Annotated in this window: 11 protein-coding genes; all 11 read left to right on the top strand. The window is 41.5% G+C overall.

The window, feature by feature from the left end:
• Positions 1 to 6: 6 nt before the first annotated feature.
• On the top strand, positions 7 to 456 hold the full coding sequence (locus V7K97_RS18790; RefSeq protein ID WP_334802525.1) for a hypothetical protein: 450 nt from the start codon (positions 7 to 9) through the stop codon (positions 454 to 456).
• A gap of 137 nt (positions 457 to 593) precedes the next feature.
• Positions 594 to 3200 carry a putative Ig domain-containing protein gene (locus V7K97_RS18785; protein WP_334802524.1) on the top strand — a complete coding sequence of 869 codons (2607 nt, stop codon included), beginning with the start codon at positions 594 to 596 and terminating at the stop codon, positions 3198 to 3200.
• Positions 3201 to 3649: 449 nt separating this feature from the next.
• A complete protein-coding gene (locus V7K97_RS18780) occupies positions 3650 to 7876 on the top strand; it encodes an RHS repeat-associated core domain-containing protein (protein ID WP_442938917.1) in 4227 nt (1408 codons plus the stop codon).
• 461 nt (positions 7877 to 8337) lie between these two features.
• A complete protein-coding gene (locus V7K97_RS18775; RefSeq protein WP_334802523.1) occupies positions 8338 to 9117 on the top strand; it encodes a hypothetical protein in 780 nt (259 codons plus the stop codon).
• A gap of 22 nt (positions 9118 to 9139) precedes the next feature.
• Positions 9140 to 9772, top strand: a complete 633-nt coding sequence (locus V7K97_RS18770; RefSeq protein WP_334802522.1) for a DUF416 family protein — start codon at positions 9140 to 9142, stop codon at positions 9770 to 9772.
• 116 nt (positions 9773 to 9888) lie between these two features.
• Positions 9889 to 10572 (top strand): A/G-specific adenine glycosylase, encoded by a 684-nt coding sequence (locus tag V7K97_RS18765; protein ID WP_334802521.1) that lies wholly within the window; start codon positions 9889 to 9891, stop codon positions 10570 to 10572.
• A 16-nt stretch (positions 10573 to 10588) separates the two neighbouring features.
• Positions 10589 to 11287 (top strand): hypothetical protein, encoded by a 699-nt coding sequence (locus V7K97_RS18760; protein WP_334802520.1) that lies wholly within the window; start codon positions 10589 to 10591, stop codon positions 11285 to 11287.
• 247 nt (positions 11288 to 11534) lie between these two features.
• Positions 11535 to 12311: a hypothetical protein gene (locus V7K97_RS18755; protein ID WP_334802519.1), complete on the top strand. Its 777-nt coding sequence runs from the start codon at positions 11535 to 11537 to the stop codon at positions 12309 to 12311.
• A gap of 380 nt (positions 12312 to 12691) precedes the next feature.
• Positions 12692 to 13165 carry a hypothetical protein gene (locus V7K97_RS18750; RefSeq protein ID WP_334802518.1) on the top strand — a complete coding sequence of 158 codons (474 nt, stop codon included), beginning with the start codon at positions 12692 to 12694 and terminating at the stop codon, positions 13163 to 13165.
• Between the two features lie 239 nt (positions 13166 to 13404).
• Positions 13405 to 14988, top strand: a complete 1584-nt coding sequence (locus tag V7K97_RS18745; protein ID WP_334802517.1) for an RHS repeat-associated core domain-containing protein — start codon at positions 13405 to 13407, stop codon at positions 14986 to 14988.
• A 16-nt stretch (positions 14989 to 15004) separates the two neighbouring features.
• Positions 15005 to 15466 carry a tetratricopeptide repeat protein gene (locus V7K97_RS18740; RefSeq protein ID WP_334802516.1) on the top strand — a complete coding sequence of 154 codons (462 nt, stop codon included), beginning with the start codon at positions 15005 to 15007 and terminating at the stop codon, positions 15464 to 15466.
• The last annotated feature ends 298 nt before the right edge of the window (positions 15467 to 15764 follow it).

The raw sequence follows: 15764 nt of genomic DNA, 5'->3' as shown, positions 1-15764 counted from the left end.
TACAGTATGAATTTTGAAACAGCTCAGTTGATATCAAGTTTCACACCTCGCCCAAGCCATAATTTACAAGATTTTAATCCTCGGAAGTTAATAGAAAAGCTATTAGATATAGGATACCAACGCATATTGTTATCTGGGGTAATGTTGGATCAATTTAACGATGGCATATACCTATGGGTAGATGATGATGTCGATATGCTGTTAGATTGTTACTTGTATCTAGAGCAAATTATCTTGGCAAAAAAGCCATATAAGCACTTCTCATCACTTGGTGACGGATTATTAACTATTAGTTCAGAGTCTAATACGGAGATAACAAAAGTCGTATTAGAGTACTGCCCAGGTTTAGATGTAACGAATCTAGTTACACATACTACAACTGTGGCTGCTGATGAATATGTGTGGTGGTGGAGAAGTATCGCTCATGAAATACTAAAACTTGTGTCGATAAATTAGTAATATCACATTGATTCTGTAGCGATTCCACATCTACCCAAGTTGAAAAATACTACCAAGATTTATACACTGAACAAGCTCGTCTCACAGCCATTGGTAGAGGTGCTTATGCCCCCACTGATGTAGAATTCAACGTCTTGCTACGTGCTACAGATAGTAGGGGAGGACAAGCACTTCAGTATCTTAAAGTCCAATTAGTACCAAATAACCATCCCCCTGTCTTCACTTCGACATCGCCAAATAATACCCAGCCACAAATAGGTAAACCATTCCAATATCAAACCACTGCCACCGACCGCGACAATGACCCCGTAACCTTTTCTTTGGTTAATCCACCAAGTGGGGCGGTAATTAACGCCAACACTGGACTGTTAACTTGGACACCCACTGCTAACCAATTGGGCAATCAACAATTCTCCATTCAAGTTGAAGACAGTTTTGGCAATTCTAATTTGCAATCAGTCAACTTGACTGTTGTTTTAGCTCATGTTAATCATTCACCAGTATTTACCTCTACACCTCGCACAAGTACAAAAACCCAAAACCCCTACATCTACAATTTACAAGCAACTGACCCAGATAACGACCCCCTTACCTTCAGCTTAGTAAATGCACCTGTGGGTATGACTTTAAATCAAGGAGTTATTGTTTGGCAACCAACTGCTAGTCAATTCGGTAACAATTCAGTTAGCGTGCAAGTCAGTGATGGACAAGGTGGCACTACTACTCAAAACTGGACAATTCAAGTCAGCAATCAACTCTCAAACTTACCTCCTACAATTACTTCTACACCTTTTACAGTTACCTCACTTGGTAGAACCTATACTTACAAGCCTACAGCAATTGACCCAGATGGCGATCGCAAAACATGGAGTCTCGTTTCTGACACTGTGCCACCACCACAAGGTATGGTAATTGACTCACAAACTGGGACAATTGTTTGGCAACCAACGGCTAATCAAATTGGCGATACCACTGTTAGGGTTCAAGTCACAGATATCTACGGTGCTTACAACGTCCAAGAATTTACAATCCATGTTAACGGCATTAATAGTCCGCCCAAATTTGTCTCGACACCGATTACCATTGCTGGGGTCGGACAAGGTTACAGTTATCAAGCTTTGGCAACTGACTCAGAAAATGATGCCCTAAGATTTACTTTGGGTAGTAAGCCAACTGGGATGACTATTACTTCATCTGGTTTAATTCAGTGGACACCCACCGCAAACCAAGTTGGAAAATACGATATCCAAGTTATTGCTACTGATGACGAGGGTGCTAGCACTAATCAAACCTACACTTTAATTGCTGGTACTACTCCTGTTAATCATCCTCCGGCGATCAGTTCAACTCCGGTATTCTTGGCTGCTGTTGGTCATACGTATAATTACCAGGTAGCTGCCACTGACGCGGACAATAATCCGATTACTTATCAGCTGCTTTCGGCTCCAGATGGCATGACTATTGATGCCAATACGGGTTTATTAACTTGGGCTAACCCTGTGGCTGGCAGTTATCAAGTGGTTGTTGGTGCTGATGATGGTAATTCTGGTGCAGCCCAAGGTTTTACTCTGATTGCCAAAACCATTACTCCACCTATAATTCAATCTACTACTCCCCCAACTACTGCAATTCCTAATACTTTATATCGCTACGATCTGATTGCATTTGACCCTCAGGGCGATCGCCTGACTTACTCAATAGATGCCGCTTCTCAAAATTTAGGGATGATTCTTGATAGCCAAGGACGTTTAAGTTGGACACCAACTTCTGCCCAAGTTGGCTCTCATCCTATCACTCTCACTGTTTCTGACTCGGCTGGTTTTAATACTCTACAAACTTTTAACTTAAATGTCACTCCTGATACTGTTGCTCCCAAGGTGAAACTGATTGCTAGTTATGACTCGGTTAATTTAGGCGAATCAATCACTTTTCAGGCTAGGGCTACGGATAATACCAAGCTGGCTGGGCTGCAATTGTTGATCAACGGTACTTCTGTGGTGCTGGATGCTAATGGGATGGCTAAGTTCACGCCAACCCAAGCCGGAACGATTACCGCAAAAGCGATCGCTACAGATACAGCAGGTAATATTGGGCAAGCGACATTCGATGTGGCTGTGATTGATACTAGCGATGTCAGCGCTCCCGATGTTAGCCTTGATTTGGGTGCGATCACTGGTGGTACAGTTACAGGGGCAGTTGATATTAAAGGTACTGTCAATGATGATAACCTGGACTACTACCGCCTGCTGGTTGCGCCCATTGGCAGTAGCGATTTCAGAGAGATTTTCCGAGGCACAAGCACTGTTAATAATGATGTACTAGGCAAGTTTGACCCCTCGCTGCTGGAAAATGATTCGTACACTTTGCGACTGGAAGCTCACGATCAGGGCGGGAATGTCAGCTTTGTTGAAGATACGGTTAATGTGTCTGGTGAATTAAAGCTCGGTAACTTCAGGCTGTCGTTCACGGATTTGTCGATTCCTGTTACTGGCATACCCATCACGTTAACTCGCACGTATGATTCTTTGACGGCACTACTGATGATTTCGGCTACGGCTGGCGCATGGAGTTTAGAGACACAGACCTCCGAACCTCTGTTGGCAAACCCACTGGAGAAGTTGCGGAACTGGGAGGTCAGAATCCGTTTAAAGATGGTACGAAAGTATACATTACGCTTCCTGGCGGGAAACGGGAAGGGTTTACTTTCAAGCCGACGATTGACCCGCTTTCTCAGTTTTTAAGGGGCGCTGGTGGTGTTGATTCTGACCCCAACATTTATCACCCCTCATTTGTTGCTGATGCTGGCGTGACCGATACGCTGACGGTGCAAAACACCCGCATCATTCACGGTGCTGGTACTAGCCAATATTACGGTCTAGCTGGCAGTGCTTATAATCCCGCTGATGTTTATTTTGGTGGTGTTTATACGCTGACTACGAAAGAGGGTATTGTTTACCAGATTGACGCAGCAACGGGTGATTTGTTGACTGTTACTGACACTAACGGTAACACGTTAACCTATACGGATGCGGATATTACTAGTTCGACTGGGCAGAAGATTACGTTTGGGCGGGACGCACAGGGCAGGATTGCGACTGTAACCGATCCGGCAGGCAAGCAAATTCATTATGGCTATAATGCTCAGGGCGATTTGATATCGGTGACAGACCGGGAAGGTAATACTACGCAGATGGAGTATGACCAAGAGCGTCAGCATTACTTGGACAAAATCATCGACCCCCTGGGCAGGACTGGTGTCAAGAACGAGTACGGTGATGACGGGCGGCTTAAGAAGGTTTTAAATGTTGATGGTAAAGCCGTCGAGATGTCTTATGACACTACCAATTCTACCCAAACAATTTTAGATGTCTTGGGCAATTCCACAACTTATCTTTACGACGAACGCGGTAATATTCTGCAAGAAATTGATGCTAAAGGAGGTATTACCACACGTACTTATGACGATGACAATAACCTGTTGAGTGAAACTGATGCAGATGGTATTGTAACTAAATACACCTATGATAGCCGTGATAACGTTCTAACTATCGAGGATGGTGCAGGTAAAGTCATTCGCACGACCTACAACCAACGGGGTCAAGCTTTGTCAATCACCTCTCCTACAGGACTGACTGTTTTCTCAGAATATGACAGTCACGGCAACTTAACTAAGAGTACCGATGCAGATGGTTTGGTGACGACCTATAAATACAACCAGTTTGGACGCTTAATCGAGCAAGTTTCACCAGACGGTCAAGTAATGCAGTACGGCTATGATGAATTTGGCAACCCCAATCACATGGTTGATAGCAAAGGCAACGTTGTTGATTCTGTTTATGATGCCGATGGCAGAGTCAAAGATGTAACGGCTAAAGTGATTACAGACCACGGTGTAGAAAATCTTACCACCAGCTACGTTTACGACAATAATGGTCGCACTACCCAAGTTACTGACCAATACGGTAATGTTCGCAAAACTGAATACAATACTCTCGGACAAATTACCTTCACCCAAGACAGTCTGGGCAACCGTACTCAGTATTTCTATGACGAACAAGGACGAGTCACCGATGTCATCTTCCCAGACAATACACCAGATAATCCGAATGACAATCCGCAAAGTAAAACTAAATACGACGACGCTGGGCGTGTTATTCAACAAACTTCTGCGACTGGACTGATCACTCGTTACGTTTACGATCAGTTGGGCAGATTAATAGAAACAATTCTACCCGACCAAACGCCTGATAATCCCAACGACAATCCCAAGGCTTTCACCGAATACACAGCCGCCGGAAGAGTTAAAGCACAAATTGATATCTTTGGCAATCGTGAAGAGTTTTCTTATGATGATTTAGGACGACTGCAACGCGAGAAAGATGTTTTAGGTAACTACACCACATACACCTACAATCTTGGCGGTCAGATTGAGACTGTTACTGATGCCAAAAACCGTACTACTCGCTTTATTTACGATGATAAAGCCCGTGCCACACAAACAATTTACTTTGATGGCAGCAAGAGTCAAGTTGCTTATGATGGATTAGGCCGTGTTCAAACCGAAACGAATGAGTTAGGGCAAAAAACTAGCTACGAATATGATGAATTTGGTCGCGTCAAAGCAACGATTGATGCCCTAAACAATCGGACTGAATATGCTTATGACCAACGCGGTAAACTCATTCAAGTCACCGATGCTTTAGGTCATTCCACCAAATTTGAATACGACCAATACGGTCGTCAAGTTGCTATTATTGCCGCAACTGGCGAACGTTCAGGAGTTGAATATGACCGCTACAGCCGAGTAATTAGCGAAACGGATGCTAATCAACACTCCAAGCAATATTCATACAACAATCTCAGCCAACTTACTGCTATCGAGTTAGCCAATGGCGCAACTACCAATTACAACTATGACATTTATGGTAGGTTGACTGGTGTTGAGGATGCCAACAGTAATACTACACAGTATGAATACGATGCTTTTAATCGCCAAGTAGGAACTATCCTTCCACTAGGTCAGCGTCAGCAGACTGCCTACAACAATTTGGGGCAAGTCAAAAGCGATACAGACTTTAATGGCGATACCATCAATTATGCTTATGACCAATACGGGCGACTCTCTACCAAGTCTTTCTCAAACCAAAATGTGGCAGCCGTTTCGTATACTTACGACTCAATTACTTCCCAAATTACCACAGTTACAGATGGCAGAGGAGTTACCCGCTATGGCTACGATAACTACGATCGCTTGGCATCGATTACTAACCCTGACGGGCAAGCTATTGGCTACGGCTATGATGTGCTGGGTAACTTAACTAGCCAAACCACAAGTGCAGGCACTGTCAATTATACTTACGATTCACTCAATCGACTGGACAAGGTAATTAAAGCTGGTAAAACACTGGCAGATTATGACTATAACGCTGTAGGCAGTCTCATTCGCACAACCAACGCAAATGGTACGGTAGAAAATCGTCAGTACAATGAGCGAAATCAATTAAAGTACTTAGATGATCGGGACTCAGGCGGAAATATCATCTCCAGCTACAGTTACACCCTAGATGCAGTAGGTAATCGCAAAAAAGTTGTAGAAAATACTGGACGTACTGTTGAATATACTTATGATAATCTCGACCGGCTCACTCAAGAGCAAATTACTGACTCGACAAATGGCAATCGCACTATTGACTATACCTTTGACCTAGTTGGCAACCGTTTAAGCAGAACTGACTCTGCTGAGGGACTAACTACTTATGTTTACGACGGCAATAATCGCCTGACTTCTTCATCTCTTGTAAATAAAGTTACTCAGTTTACTTACGACAGCAATGGCTCTATGAAGAGTCGCAGTGATGGAACACAAACTGTCACTTATGACTGGATTAACGATGGCGAGAATCGTTTGGTTGGCGTTACCACTATTAATGCTAATGGCACTTCACACCAGCAATATATCTATGATGCGTCGGGCGATCGCGTTGCTAGTATTGCTGATGGGGTTAGAACCAACTATTTGGTAGACCCAATGCGTGGTGTTTCTCAGGTGTTACTTGAATATGACGCTAATGGTCAAGTTACTGCTGAGTATACTTACGGACTGGGGTTAATTAAGAGCGAACGGGGTGGTAATGAGACTTTTTACCACACTGATGGCTTGGGTTCGACTCGCGTACTCACAAATGCAACGGGGCAGGTTGTTGATACATATACTTACGATGCTTACGGTCGTCTGCTTTCTAGTACGGGTACTTCTTCTAATTCTTATCAGTTTGCAGGGGAACAGCGCGATAGTCTGACTGGTTTAGATTATCTCAGGGCTAGGTATTATGACGCAGATTTAGGAAGATTTATTTCCAAGGATAGCTTTGCTGGGTTTATGGATGACCCCATGAGCCAAAACAGCTATCAATATGCTAATGCCAATCCGGTCAATTTCATTGACCCGACTGGACATGAGACGATGGGAGATTTGAGCGCTGTTTTCTCAATTATTGGTACATTAGCTGCCTCAACTGGTGTCGGTGCTGGTGCTGGTTATTTGACTGGGGCTGCTTTGAATGGAGCCAGTGGTGAGGACTTGCTGAATCTGACTGACCAATGGGTGGCTGGGTTTGCTAATACTGTCAGCTTTGGTGCTTCTACAAAGGTTAGAAGCTGGCTTTATGGAGAAGTTGCAGAACAAAATCATTCTGGCTTCATGTGGAATATGGGGCAAGTGGCTGGAACTGGGGTGGCGATGATACTCGGTGCTGCCACGCCTGAGAATCTGACTTTTAGCATGGGTCGCTCTAACTGGATTGCAACTACTTATGATGCGATTGGTACTGGTGTTGGCGCTTGGCAGACTGGAACTCATTTCCGCGAAGGACAATTGGAGTGGAGTGATGCTTTTAATTTAGCGCCTTTTGCTCCATTTGCTTTCAAGGGAACTAAGCAGTTCTTTGGTGCGGCAATGGATGCTAATGGAATTTTCCGTAGTTGGGGGCGGATGAGGGTTAGTACTCTGTGGGATGATATATATGAACCTTTTCCGCTATTCCGTCGAGACAAAAATGTTGGAGCATTTCAGGATTTAGAAGTACCAATGCAGCAAAGGACTGTAAAAAAAGTTGCTAAACAGGCAGGTATAGGGCTTGATAAAATTAAGGTAAAAATAGTAAGAGATCCTGAATTAATAGGACGTGTATATGGCTATACACCTCCATCTGGAAAAGAAATTCAGCTATATCCTAGCGCATTTGAGAACTACGAAAGTCTAGTTAAAACTCTTGGACATGAAAGAACTCATGTTTATCAGGTTAAAATTTCTGGTGCAACTAATGATGCAGAGGAATTATTTTTACGTGAAAAAGCTGCATATGGTTCTGAAGATACTTGGTGGGATTACTATAGAGTAAACAATAATCAGAAGTAATTAACATGAAGAAGAATAGAAAAAATCTTTTTCACCTATGGATGTCTATAGCGACTGACATTAACAACACTTTGCCCAATGTAACAGTCTTAGCTTGTCCAAGTTGCCATAAATTGGGAGTAGATTTTCAATTTGTTGGAGATTTTCAAACTAAAATTGGTTATATGGCAATATGGTGTCCATTTTGTCTACACGGAATACATATATCCAGAGTGCGTATTCCTGAGAAAGTTCAATCGATCCCTTTTAATACGTCAGCAGAAGAAATTTCAAGACGAATTCCAAATTTTAGCCATGTAGAACCGGATGATTAAAAGTAAATAGCTATAGTTGGCAACCTTTTAAGCAGGACTGACTCTGCTAAGGGGCTAACTACTTATGTTTACGACGGCAATAATCGCCTAACTTCTTTATCTCAAGCTAGTATTGTTACCCAGTTTACTTACGACAACAATGGCTCTATGAAGAGTCGCAGTGATGGAACACAAACTGTCACTTATGACTGGATTAACAATGGCGAGAATCGTTTAGTGGGCGTTACCACCACTAATGGTAATGGCACTTCACACCAGCAATATATCTACGACGCATCGGGCGATCGCGTTGCTAGTATTGCTGATGGGGTCAGAACCAACTATTTGGTAGACCCCATGCGTGGTGTGTCTCAAGTGTTACTGGAATATGACGCTAATAGTCAAATTACCACTGAGTATACTTATGGACTGGGATTAATTAAGAGCGATCGCAGTGGCGATGAAAATTACTATCACAGTGAAACAGGTGCAATTTCTTTAGGTGGTAATAGTGGAAGTAATCCCCGTATACTTAGCAACGATGAATTGCAGCAAAGAGCTAAGGAACTTCATAACCTGTTAGCGGACGATCCTCAAGCATTTAAATTGAGAACAACTGCTGTTGGAAGAATTATCACTTCGGAAGGAGAAGCAATGACTGCTGTTTCCTCAAGCAGCGGACGTTTTTCTCAAGCACAAAAAGGAGCGATGGAAGAAGCACGAGAAATCAGAGTTCCTTCCAACAGTAAATTTCAAAGTCATGCAGAACAGAATATGATTGAATATGGTCAACGAAAAGGGTGGACAATAGAAGCAATTGGAGTCAGCCATCCAGAAGGTATTTGTCCTACTTGCCATTTAAGGATGTTACAAGGAGGAATAACACCAGCTAGTAATTTGTATGTGGGCTATAAAGGAAATATTCCTCCCTCTGCACCACTGCCTTGATAGCAATAACACTATAAATAAGATGAATCTTCAACTTTACGAATTTGATGTTTTAGAAGCAGAATTAACAAAATTATCACCTGTTCACAGACTTGCATTTGCTGCTAGCTGTTGTGAAAGGCTTTTCCCTAACTATGCTCTTGTGAAGCAAGAAGATGGTTGGGGCGATCCTTCTATCCTTAGAAATGCACTGAATGAAGTATGGTTATTTCTTGAAGGACAACCAGTAAATGCCAAACAAATTCGTCAACTATTGAAAGTATGCGAGGAAACAGTTCCCAAGGCCGATGATGTTTCAGGATCGCAGTATGATGTTGAAGCACAGGAAGCTGCTTCTGCAATTTGCTTCATTTTGGAAGCCTGTCTCGATCCAACACCAAAAAATATTATTAAAGTGCCAAAATGTGTAATGAACACAATTGATGGATATCTCTCTGCCATGAAAGATATTGAAGATCCTAATTGGTGGGATGAAAGATCACTTGAAGAGCAAAAAGAAGAATTTACTAAGCACCCGTTTGCCATGCGAGAAATCGCAAAACAAAGCGAAGATTTACAAAGTTTAAAAAATGTTGGACAATTAGATCGTAATTTTCTACAATGGCTTCGCACTTCATTTGATAATCAAGGAAAAAGTCTGATTGATTTACCTTAAGTTCTACTTTGTAGACTAATTACAGAAAGTTAGTCCTATAGTTTAACTGATAGCTTAGATTAGTCTCACGAAAGTATCGTTTAGCACTATTATACGAACTTCCTTTTAACAGAAAGATGAGTCCACTTTTGCAATCTCAAGAGTACACTGTGCAGTATTTAAGTATAGTTAAACTTCAGTGGTTACGCCACCAACTTACTCCTTGGACAAAACAGCACTTCCGAGATTTTCCTTGGCGACGTACAACAGACCCTTATGCTATTTTTGTTGCTGAGTTTCTGCTACAAAAGACTGAAGCCTCTAAAGTAGTTCCAATTTACCAAGCTTTTATCTCTCGATATCCTAGCCTAAAGACTTTAGCAATAGCATCAGTAGAAGAAATTGCTCAACTTTTACAACCATTAGGTTTTTACTTTCGAGCGCAACGTTTACATGAATCAGCTCAAGATATTGTTGAAAAATATGAAGGTAAAATTCCTAAAGTAGAAACTCAATTACTCGCCTTGCCTGGAGTAGGCAAATATACAGCACGTTCTATATGTGCTAATGCTTTTGGACAGCCGTTAGCCGTACTTGATACTAATGTTGCTCGCATATTAGAGCGATTTTTTGGTTTGCAGGGCAATCGGGTAAAATCTCGTTGCAAAATGCTTTGGAAAGCAGCTGATGAACTTGCTCCTGATACGGAAGTCGGAAAGTGGAATCTGACGTTGCTAGATTTTGGGGCTATTGTCTGTACGGCTAAAAAACCTTACTGTGTTGAGTGTCCGTTAAAAGAACATTGCAATTATATAAATTAAATTTCTCTATAGACAAATGAGTAGTCCTATGATGCCAAAATTAATCTTTGAAGAACTCGCCATAGCCATTACCGCTAAAAACCATAACCCCACTCTACTTACCCCAGATTTTCTAATTTGCAGCGGCATTGTCCCCTCAAATTGGGAGTTACTCGAACCTCCAATACTTGACTCTCAAATGTGTCGAGTACAATTTACTAATAGCACCATCATCTCGGCTCAAGTCGATACTGTTACCTTTTCACAAACTATAGAAGGGAAAGCTTTAGAAGACATCCAATTACCAACGCTGGTTCGGAAGTACATTGAAACCCTTCCTAATATAGACTACCAGGGCATAGGAATTAACCCCAGCAGTTTCTTTGCTTTTGAGGATGAAGGTGAAACTGCAAACTGCAACTATATTGTCACCGCACTACTGTCTCCAGGAGACTGGCACGAGTTTGGCAGCCAACCTGTGAGAGCAACTCTCAGCCTAGCTTATACTCTAAAACAGGGTGAATTCAACTTGAAGATCGACGACGTTAAATTGCGACGACCCGATAATACACCTCAAGCAGCTGTCTTGTTCTCCGGGAATTTTCCTTATGAGATTAGTGGAGGTAAACAAGAACGACTACAAAATTTATATAAATTAATACTAAATTGGCAAGATGATCTTAAAACTTATCGCGAACTGGTTAACCAGCGTTTCTATGAAAAATTAGTTCATTAGTTTACGTCTATAACTAAACTAGATTAACCCTTTTTTGTTACTTTGGGAGAATCCCATCGCCCAAACGGTTACGGGGTTTCAATTTACACTTTTTGTCTATAAATTCTAGTTGATGTTAGAAAATAAAGCCTCAAACCTGGATTAAATCAAAGTCTTATAATTTGGCTTCGATTATTGTTTTCCTAGAGTAACAAAACAGGGTTAATAACCTTATGGAGAAGTTGCAGAACAAAACCATTCTGGCTTCATGTGGAATATGGGGCAAGTGGCTGGAACTGGGGTTGCGATGATACTCGGTGCTGCCACGCCTGAGAATCTGACTTTTAGCATGGGTCGCTCTAACTGGATTGCAACTACTTATGATGCGATTGGTACGGGAGTTAGTGCTTGGGAAACTGGAACTCATATCCGCGAAGGACGATTAGAGTGGAGTGATGCTTTCAATTTAGCGCCTTTTGCTCCATTTGCTTTTAAGGGAACCAAGCAGTTCTTTGCTGCGGCGATGGATGCTAATGAAACTTTGCGTAGTTGGGGCAAGATGCAAGTTATTTCTTACTTGCAGAACCGTTATCGCAGTTATCAAGCAGGATGGACAAGTGAGACAGGTGCAATAAATTTACCTATTTTCCGAGGTACAGATATATCTCTTGAAAAATACATTTTTGAAGAAAGTGGATATATTTTAAGTGATGCTGCCCAGACACGGTACATGGAAAATGGTGGAAATATTAAAGATGCAATAGAACACGCTAAATCTGTACACCAAGAATGGCTAAAAATATGGGGTAATGAAAATGATTTTGCTCAAGTTCATGGATTATATGGGGGTGAGCTACCTAGAGATTTTAAACTTAGGAGAACTCTTATTTCAGTCACCTCTGAACCCGATGTAGTAGGTACATTCGGTTCAACTGTTTTTCAAGGTAATGTGCCAAAATCTATACTCATTCCTCAAACTTTTCCCGGTTCTGGAGAAAGCGAATACTTAATTCGGTATGGAACAAATGCATTAAATAAATTGTAAGTTTTGTTGAGTTCATCCCACCCCTCTTGTTGGAGAGGGCTTTCCCGCCGACTTTTTGTGATTTGTAAATATCATTATTAGTACAACAGAGGTAATTAGTGGTTTAGCTTATTTTCTACCAAAGCGATGGGCGCTATACTCTTTATTAAGAGAAGGCAAAGATTACGAGGTCGGAGGCCGGACGAAATAATTATGAATGAAAACTTTAGTTTTGGGCATAAATCCCAGTTTAAAAAGAAGAATTGTATCAAGACACGCAGCGCAAGATACAAAGTTGATTTGCTTCAATCTCACGTTTTTAAGGGTGAGTGCCCCATGAATTTATGTTTCGTGCTTTGCTACATTTTAATAACAAATTATTTAATCTTACTTAAAAGATTATGAACTCAAATAAACCTAGTATAAAACATACTTACATTGACGGACAACAAATCTTATTTCCTAGTCAGATGGACTGGGAAAGTTTACAACTAAATCCACTTATTGATGATAGTCCACTGGCTATTTTAGATTCTATTTGGTCAGCACTTGAATTTGCTCAGAAGTACCCTGAAATTCACTTGGGGCTTGGAAAAATATCATCTGGAAAGAAATGGATGCCATATATTTTTCTTGATATAGAATCAAACTTTCAAAGAGTCCACTTGGAAACTTTAACCTGTAGTTTTTGCAATTGGCGAGGAAAAACAGCTAATCCTATGATTATAGGTCTATATTTTGGAGATGGGATAAATCAAGATGATTTCACTCTTATGAAAGCTGCTGAAAGATATCCTGTGCTTCCTTGCCCCTCATGTGGCAATCGCTTGCCAAGGCATCCAATTTGGGTAGAGCCTGTGAATTATAAAGATTAATTCATGAAAGCACTGACTCGACAAATGGCGATAGCGTTCGCGGAGCGTCTCGTAGAGAAGCGCTGCTGCGAAGCGCAGATCGCACTATTGACTATACATTTGACCTAGTTGGCAACCGTTTAAGCCGGACTGACTCTGCTGAAGGGCTAACTACTTATGTTTACGACGGCAATAATCGCCTAACTTCTTTATCTCAAGCTAGTATTGTTACTCAGTTTACTTACGACAACAATGGCTCTATGAAGAGTCGCAGTGATGGAACACAAACTGTCACTTATGACTGGATTAACGATGGCGAGAATCGTTTAGTGGGCGTTACCACCACTAATGGTAATGGCACTTCACACCAGCAATATATCTACGACGCATCGGGCGATCGCGTTGCTAGTATTGCTGATGGGGTCAGAACCAACTATTTGGTAGACCCCATGCGTGGTGTGTCTCAAGTGTTACTGGAATATGACGCTAATAGTCAAATTACCACTGAGTATACTTATGGACTGGGATTAATTAAGAGCGATCGCAGTGGCAATGAGAATTACTATCACACTGATGGCTTGGGTTCGACTCGCGTATTGACAAATGCAACGGGGCAGGTTGTTGATAATTATACCTATGATGCTTACGGTCGTTTGCTCTCTAGTACGGGTACTTCTTCTAATTCCTATCAGTTTGCTGGAGAGCAACGGGATAGCCAGACTGGTTTAGATTATCTCAGAGCTAGGTATTATGACGCTGATTTAGGAAGGTTTATTTCCAAGGATAGCTTTGCTGGGTTTATGGATGACCCAATGAGCCAGCACAACTATCTCTATGCTAATGCCAATCCAGTCAATTTCATTGACCCGACTGGACATGAGACGATGGGAGATTTGAGCGCTGTTTTCTCAATTATTGGTACATTAGCTGCCTCAACTGGTGTCGGTGCTGGTGCTGGTTATTTGACTGGGGCTGCTTTGAATGGAGCCAGTGGTGAGGACTTGCTGAATCTGACTGACCAATGGGTGGCTGGGTTTGCTAATACTGTCAGCTTTGGTGCTTCTACAAAGGTTAGAAGCTGGCTTTATGGAGAAGTTGCAGAACAAAATCATTCTGGCTTCATGTGGAATATGGGGCAAGTGGCTGGAACTGGGGTGGCGATGATACTCGGTGCTGCCACGCCTGAGAATCTGACTTTTAGCATGGGGCGTGACGAATGGTTAGCAACTACTTATGATGCGATTGGTACGGGAGTTAGTGCTTGGCAGACTGGAACTCATTTCCGCGAAGGGCAATTAGAGTGGAGTGATGCTTTCAATTTAGCGCCTTTTGCTCCATTTGCTTTCAAGGGAACCAAGCAGTTCTTTGCTGCGGCAATAGACATCAATGGAACTTTGCGTAGTTGGGGGCGGATGGGGGTTAGTGCTGAGGTTGATCTTGAGTCATCTAAAGACTTGTTTAAAGTACTTTCTGATGAGGAAGCAGCAAAAATCGTAGGGGGTGGAAGACGAGATTTTTATATGGGTCCGAATCCCAACAAAGATTCATCTGTTGGTCAGCAAGTTATTGAGCGCATGAGAACAGAAGGAAAAATTAGAAATAATGGAGAACACATAGAGGTTTTAGGTGATAATGGAAGTTGGTATCACATTAATGATACTGATATGAGCCATATTAAGTCAGCAGTTGAATGGTGGAACGAAGTAGGTTATAAATATGGTAAAAAATCACCAGAAGTAAGAGATTTTATGAATGATCCTAATAACTACATACTTGAGCCTATCGGGCCTAACCGTTCTAGAGGCGGAAAAGCCAAAGAACGTTATAGACGACCTGAAATCTGAATAGCCGCAAAAATTTATGAACTTATCGAAAGATAGCCCGAAATATTATCCTGATATTGATGATAATATTTACTCTAGAATCTTAGAACTGTGTAGGCAAGGGGATGCTTATGCAGAGCTTAAAGAATTTGCAAAAGCGATTGAAAGTTATCATCAAGCTTTTGATTTGATACCTGAACCCTTTGAAGCTTATACAGCATCTACTTGGTTGTTGACAACCATTGGCGAATCATATTTACTCATGAGTGACTATGAAAATGCATCTTATGCACTTCAAGAAGCTATGTATTGTCCAAATGCAATTGGAAACCCTTATGTTCACTTAAAATTAGGACAAGCCAAATTTGAGCTTGGTAATTTTGAGCGTGCTCAAGATGAGCTTGCAAGAGCTTATATGATAGAAGGAAAGGAGATTTTTGAGAATGAAGATTCTAAATATTATGAATATTTGAAAACATTTATTAGAGAAGTTGAGTAAAGTAAAAATCCGTTATTTTTGCCGTTTAAAGAGAGCCAATTTCTGAATTTTATAGGTCAAGATTCAGCCAAGAGTATTTAATTCTAAAAAGCCGTTTTAGTGTGTCTAATCCAAAAGAACATAAATATGCTATTTGGTATTTTATGCATTACTACAGCGCATCATTACTTGTTTAGTACTATAGCCATTTTCAATCCAGTGAGGTACAGGTATACAAATAGACGTAACCCCCTAACCCTGTTCCCGAAGCGGGAAGGGGGAACAATTCAAAGCCTCGATATGATCCTAAAACTGGACA

Origin of the sequence: Nostoc sp. (assembly GCF_036917815.1) — a bacterium.
Classification (GTDB): domain Bacteria; phylum Cyanobacteriota; class Cyanobacteriia; order Cyanobacteriales; family Nostocaceae; genus Nostoc.
The sequence above is the reverse complement of the archived record's forward strand: the minus strand, read 5'-3'. Positions and strand labels throughout refer to the sequence as shown.

What these genes read in the sequence shown, in the direction of transcription:
- V7K97_RS18790 (WP_334802525.1), top strand. Translation starts at nt 7, where the DNA reads ATGAATTTTGAAACAGCTCAGTTGATATCAAGTTTCACACCTCGCCCA.
- V7K97_RS18780 (WP_442938917.1), top strand. Translation starts at nt 3,650, where the DNA reads ATGGAGTATGACCAAGAGCGTCAGCATTACTTGGACAAAATCATCGAC.
- V7K97_RS18775 (WP_334802523.1), top strand. Translation starts at nt 8,338, where the DNA reads ATGAAGAGTCGCAGTGATGGAACACAAACTGTCACTTATGACTGGATT.
- V7K97_RS18770 (WP_334802522.1), top strand. Translation starts at nt 9,140, where the DNA reads ATGAATCTTCAACTTTACGAATTTGATGTTTTAGAAGCAGAATTAACA.
- V7K97_RS18765 (WP_334802521.1), top strand. Translation starts at nt 9,889, where the DNA reads ATGAGTCCACTTTTGCAATCTCAAGAGTACACTGTGCAGTATTTAAGT.
- V7K97_RS18760 (WP_334802520.1), top strand. Translation starts at nt 10,589, where the DNA reads ATGAGTAGTCCTATGATGCCAAAATTAATCTTTGAAGAACTCGCCATA.
- V7K97_RS18755 (WP_334802519.1), top strand. Translation starts at nt 11,535, where the DNA reads ATGTGGAATATGGGGCAAGTGGCTGGAACTGGGGTTGCGATGATACTC.
- V7K97_RS18750 (WP_334802518.1), top strand. Translation starts at nt 12,692, where the DNA reads ATGAACTCAAATAAACCTAGTATAAAACATACTTACATTGACGGACAA.
- V7K97_RS18745 (WP_334802517.1), top strand. Translation starts at nt 13,405, where the DNA reads ATGAAGAGTCGCAGTGATGGAACACAAACTGTCACTTATGACTGGATT.
- V7K97_RS18740 (WP_334802516.1), top strand. Translation starts at nt 15,005, where the DNA reads ATGAACTTATCGAAAGATAGCCCGAAATATTATCCTGATATTGATGAT.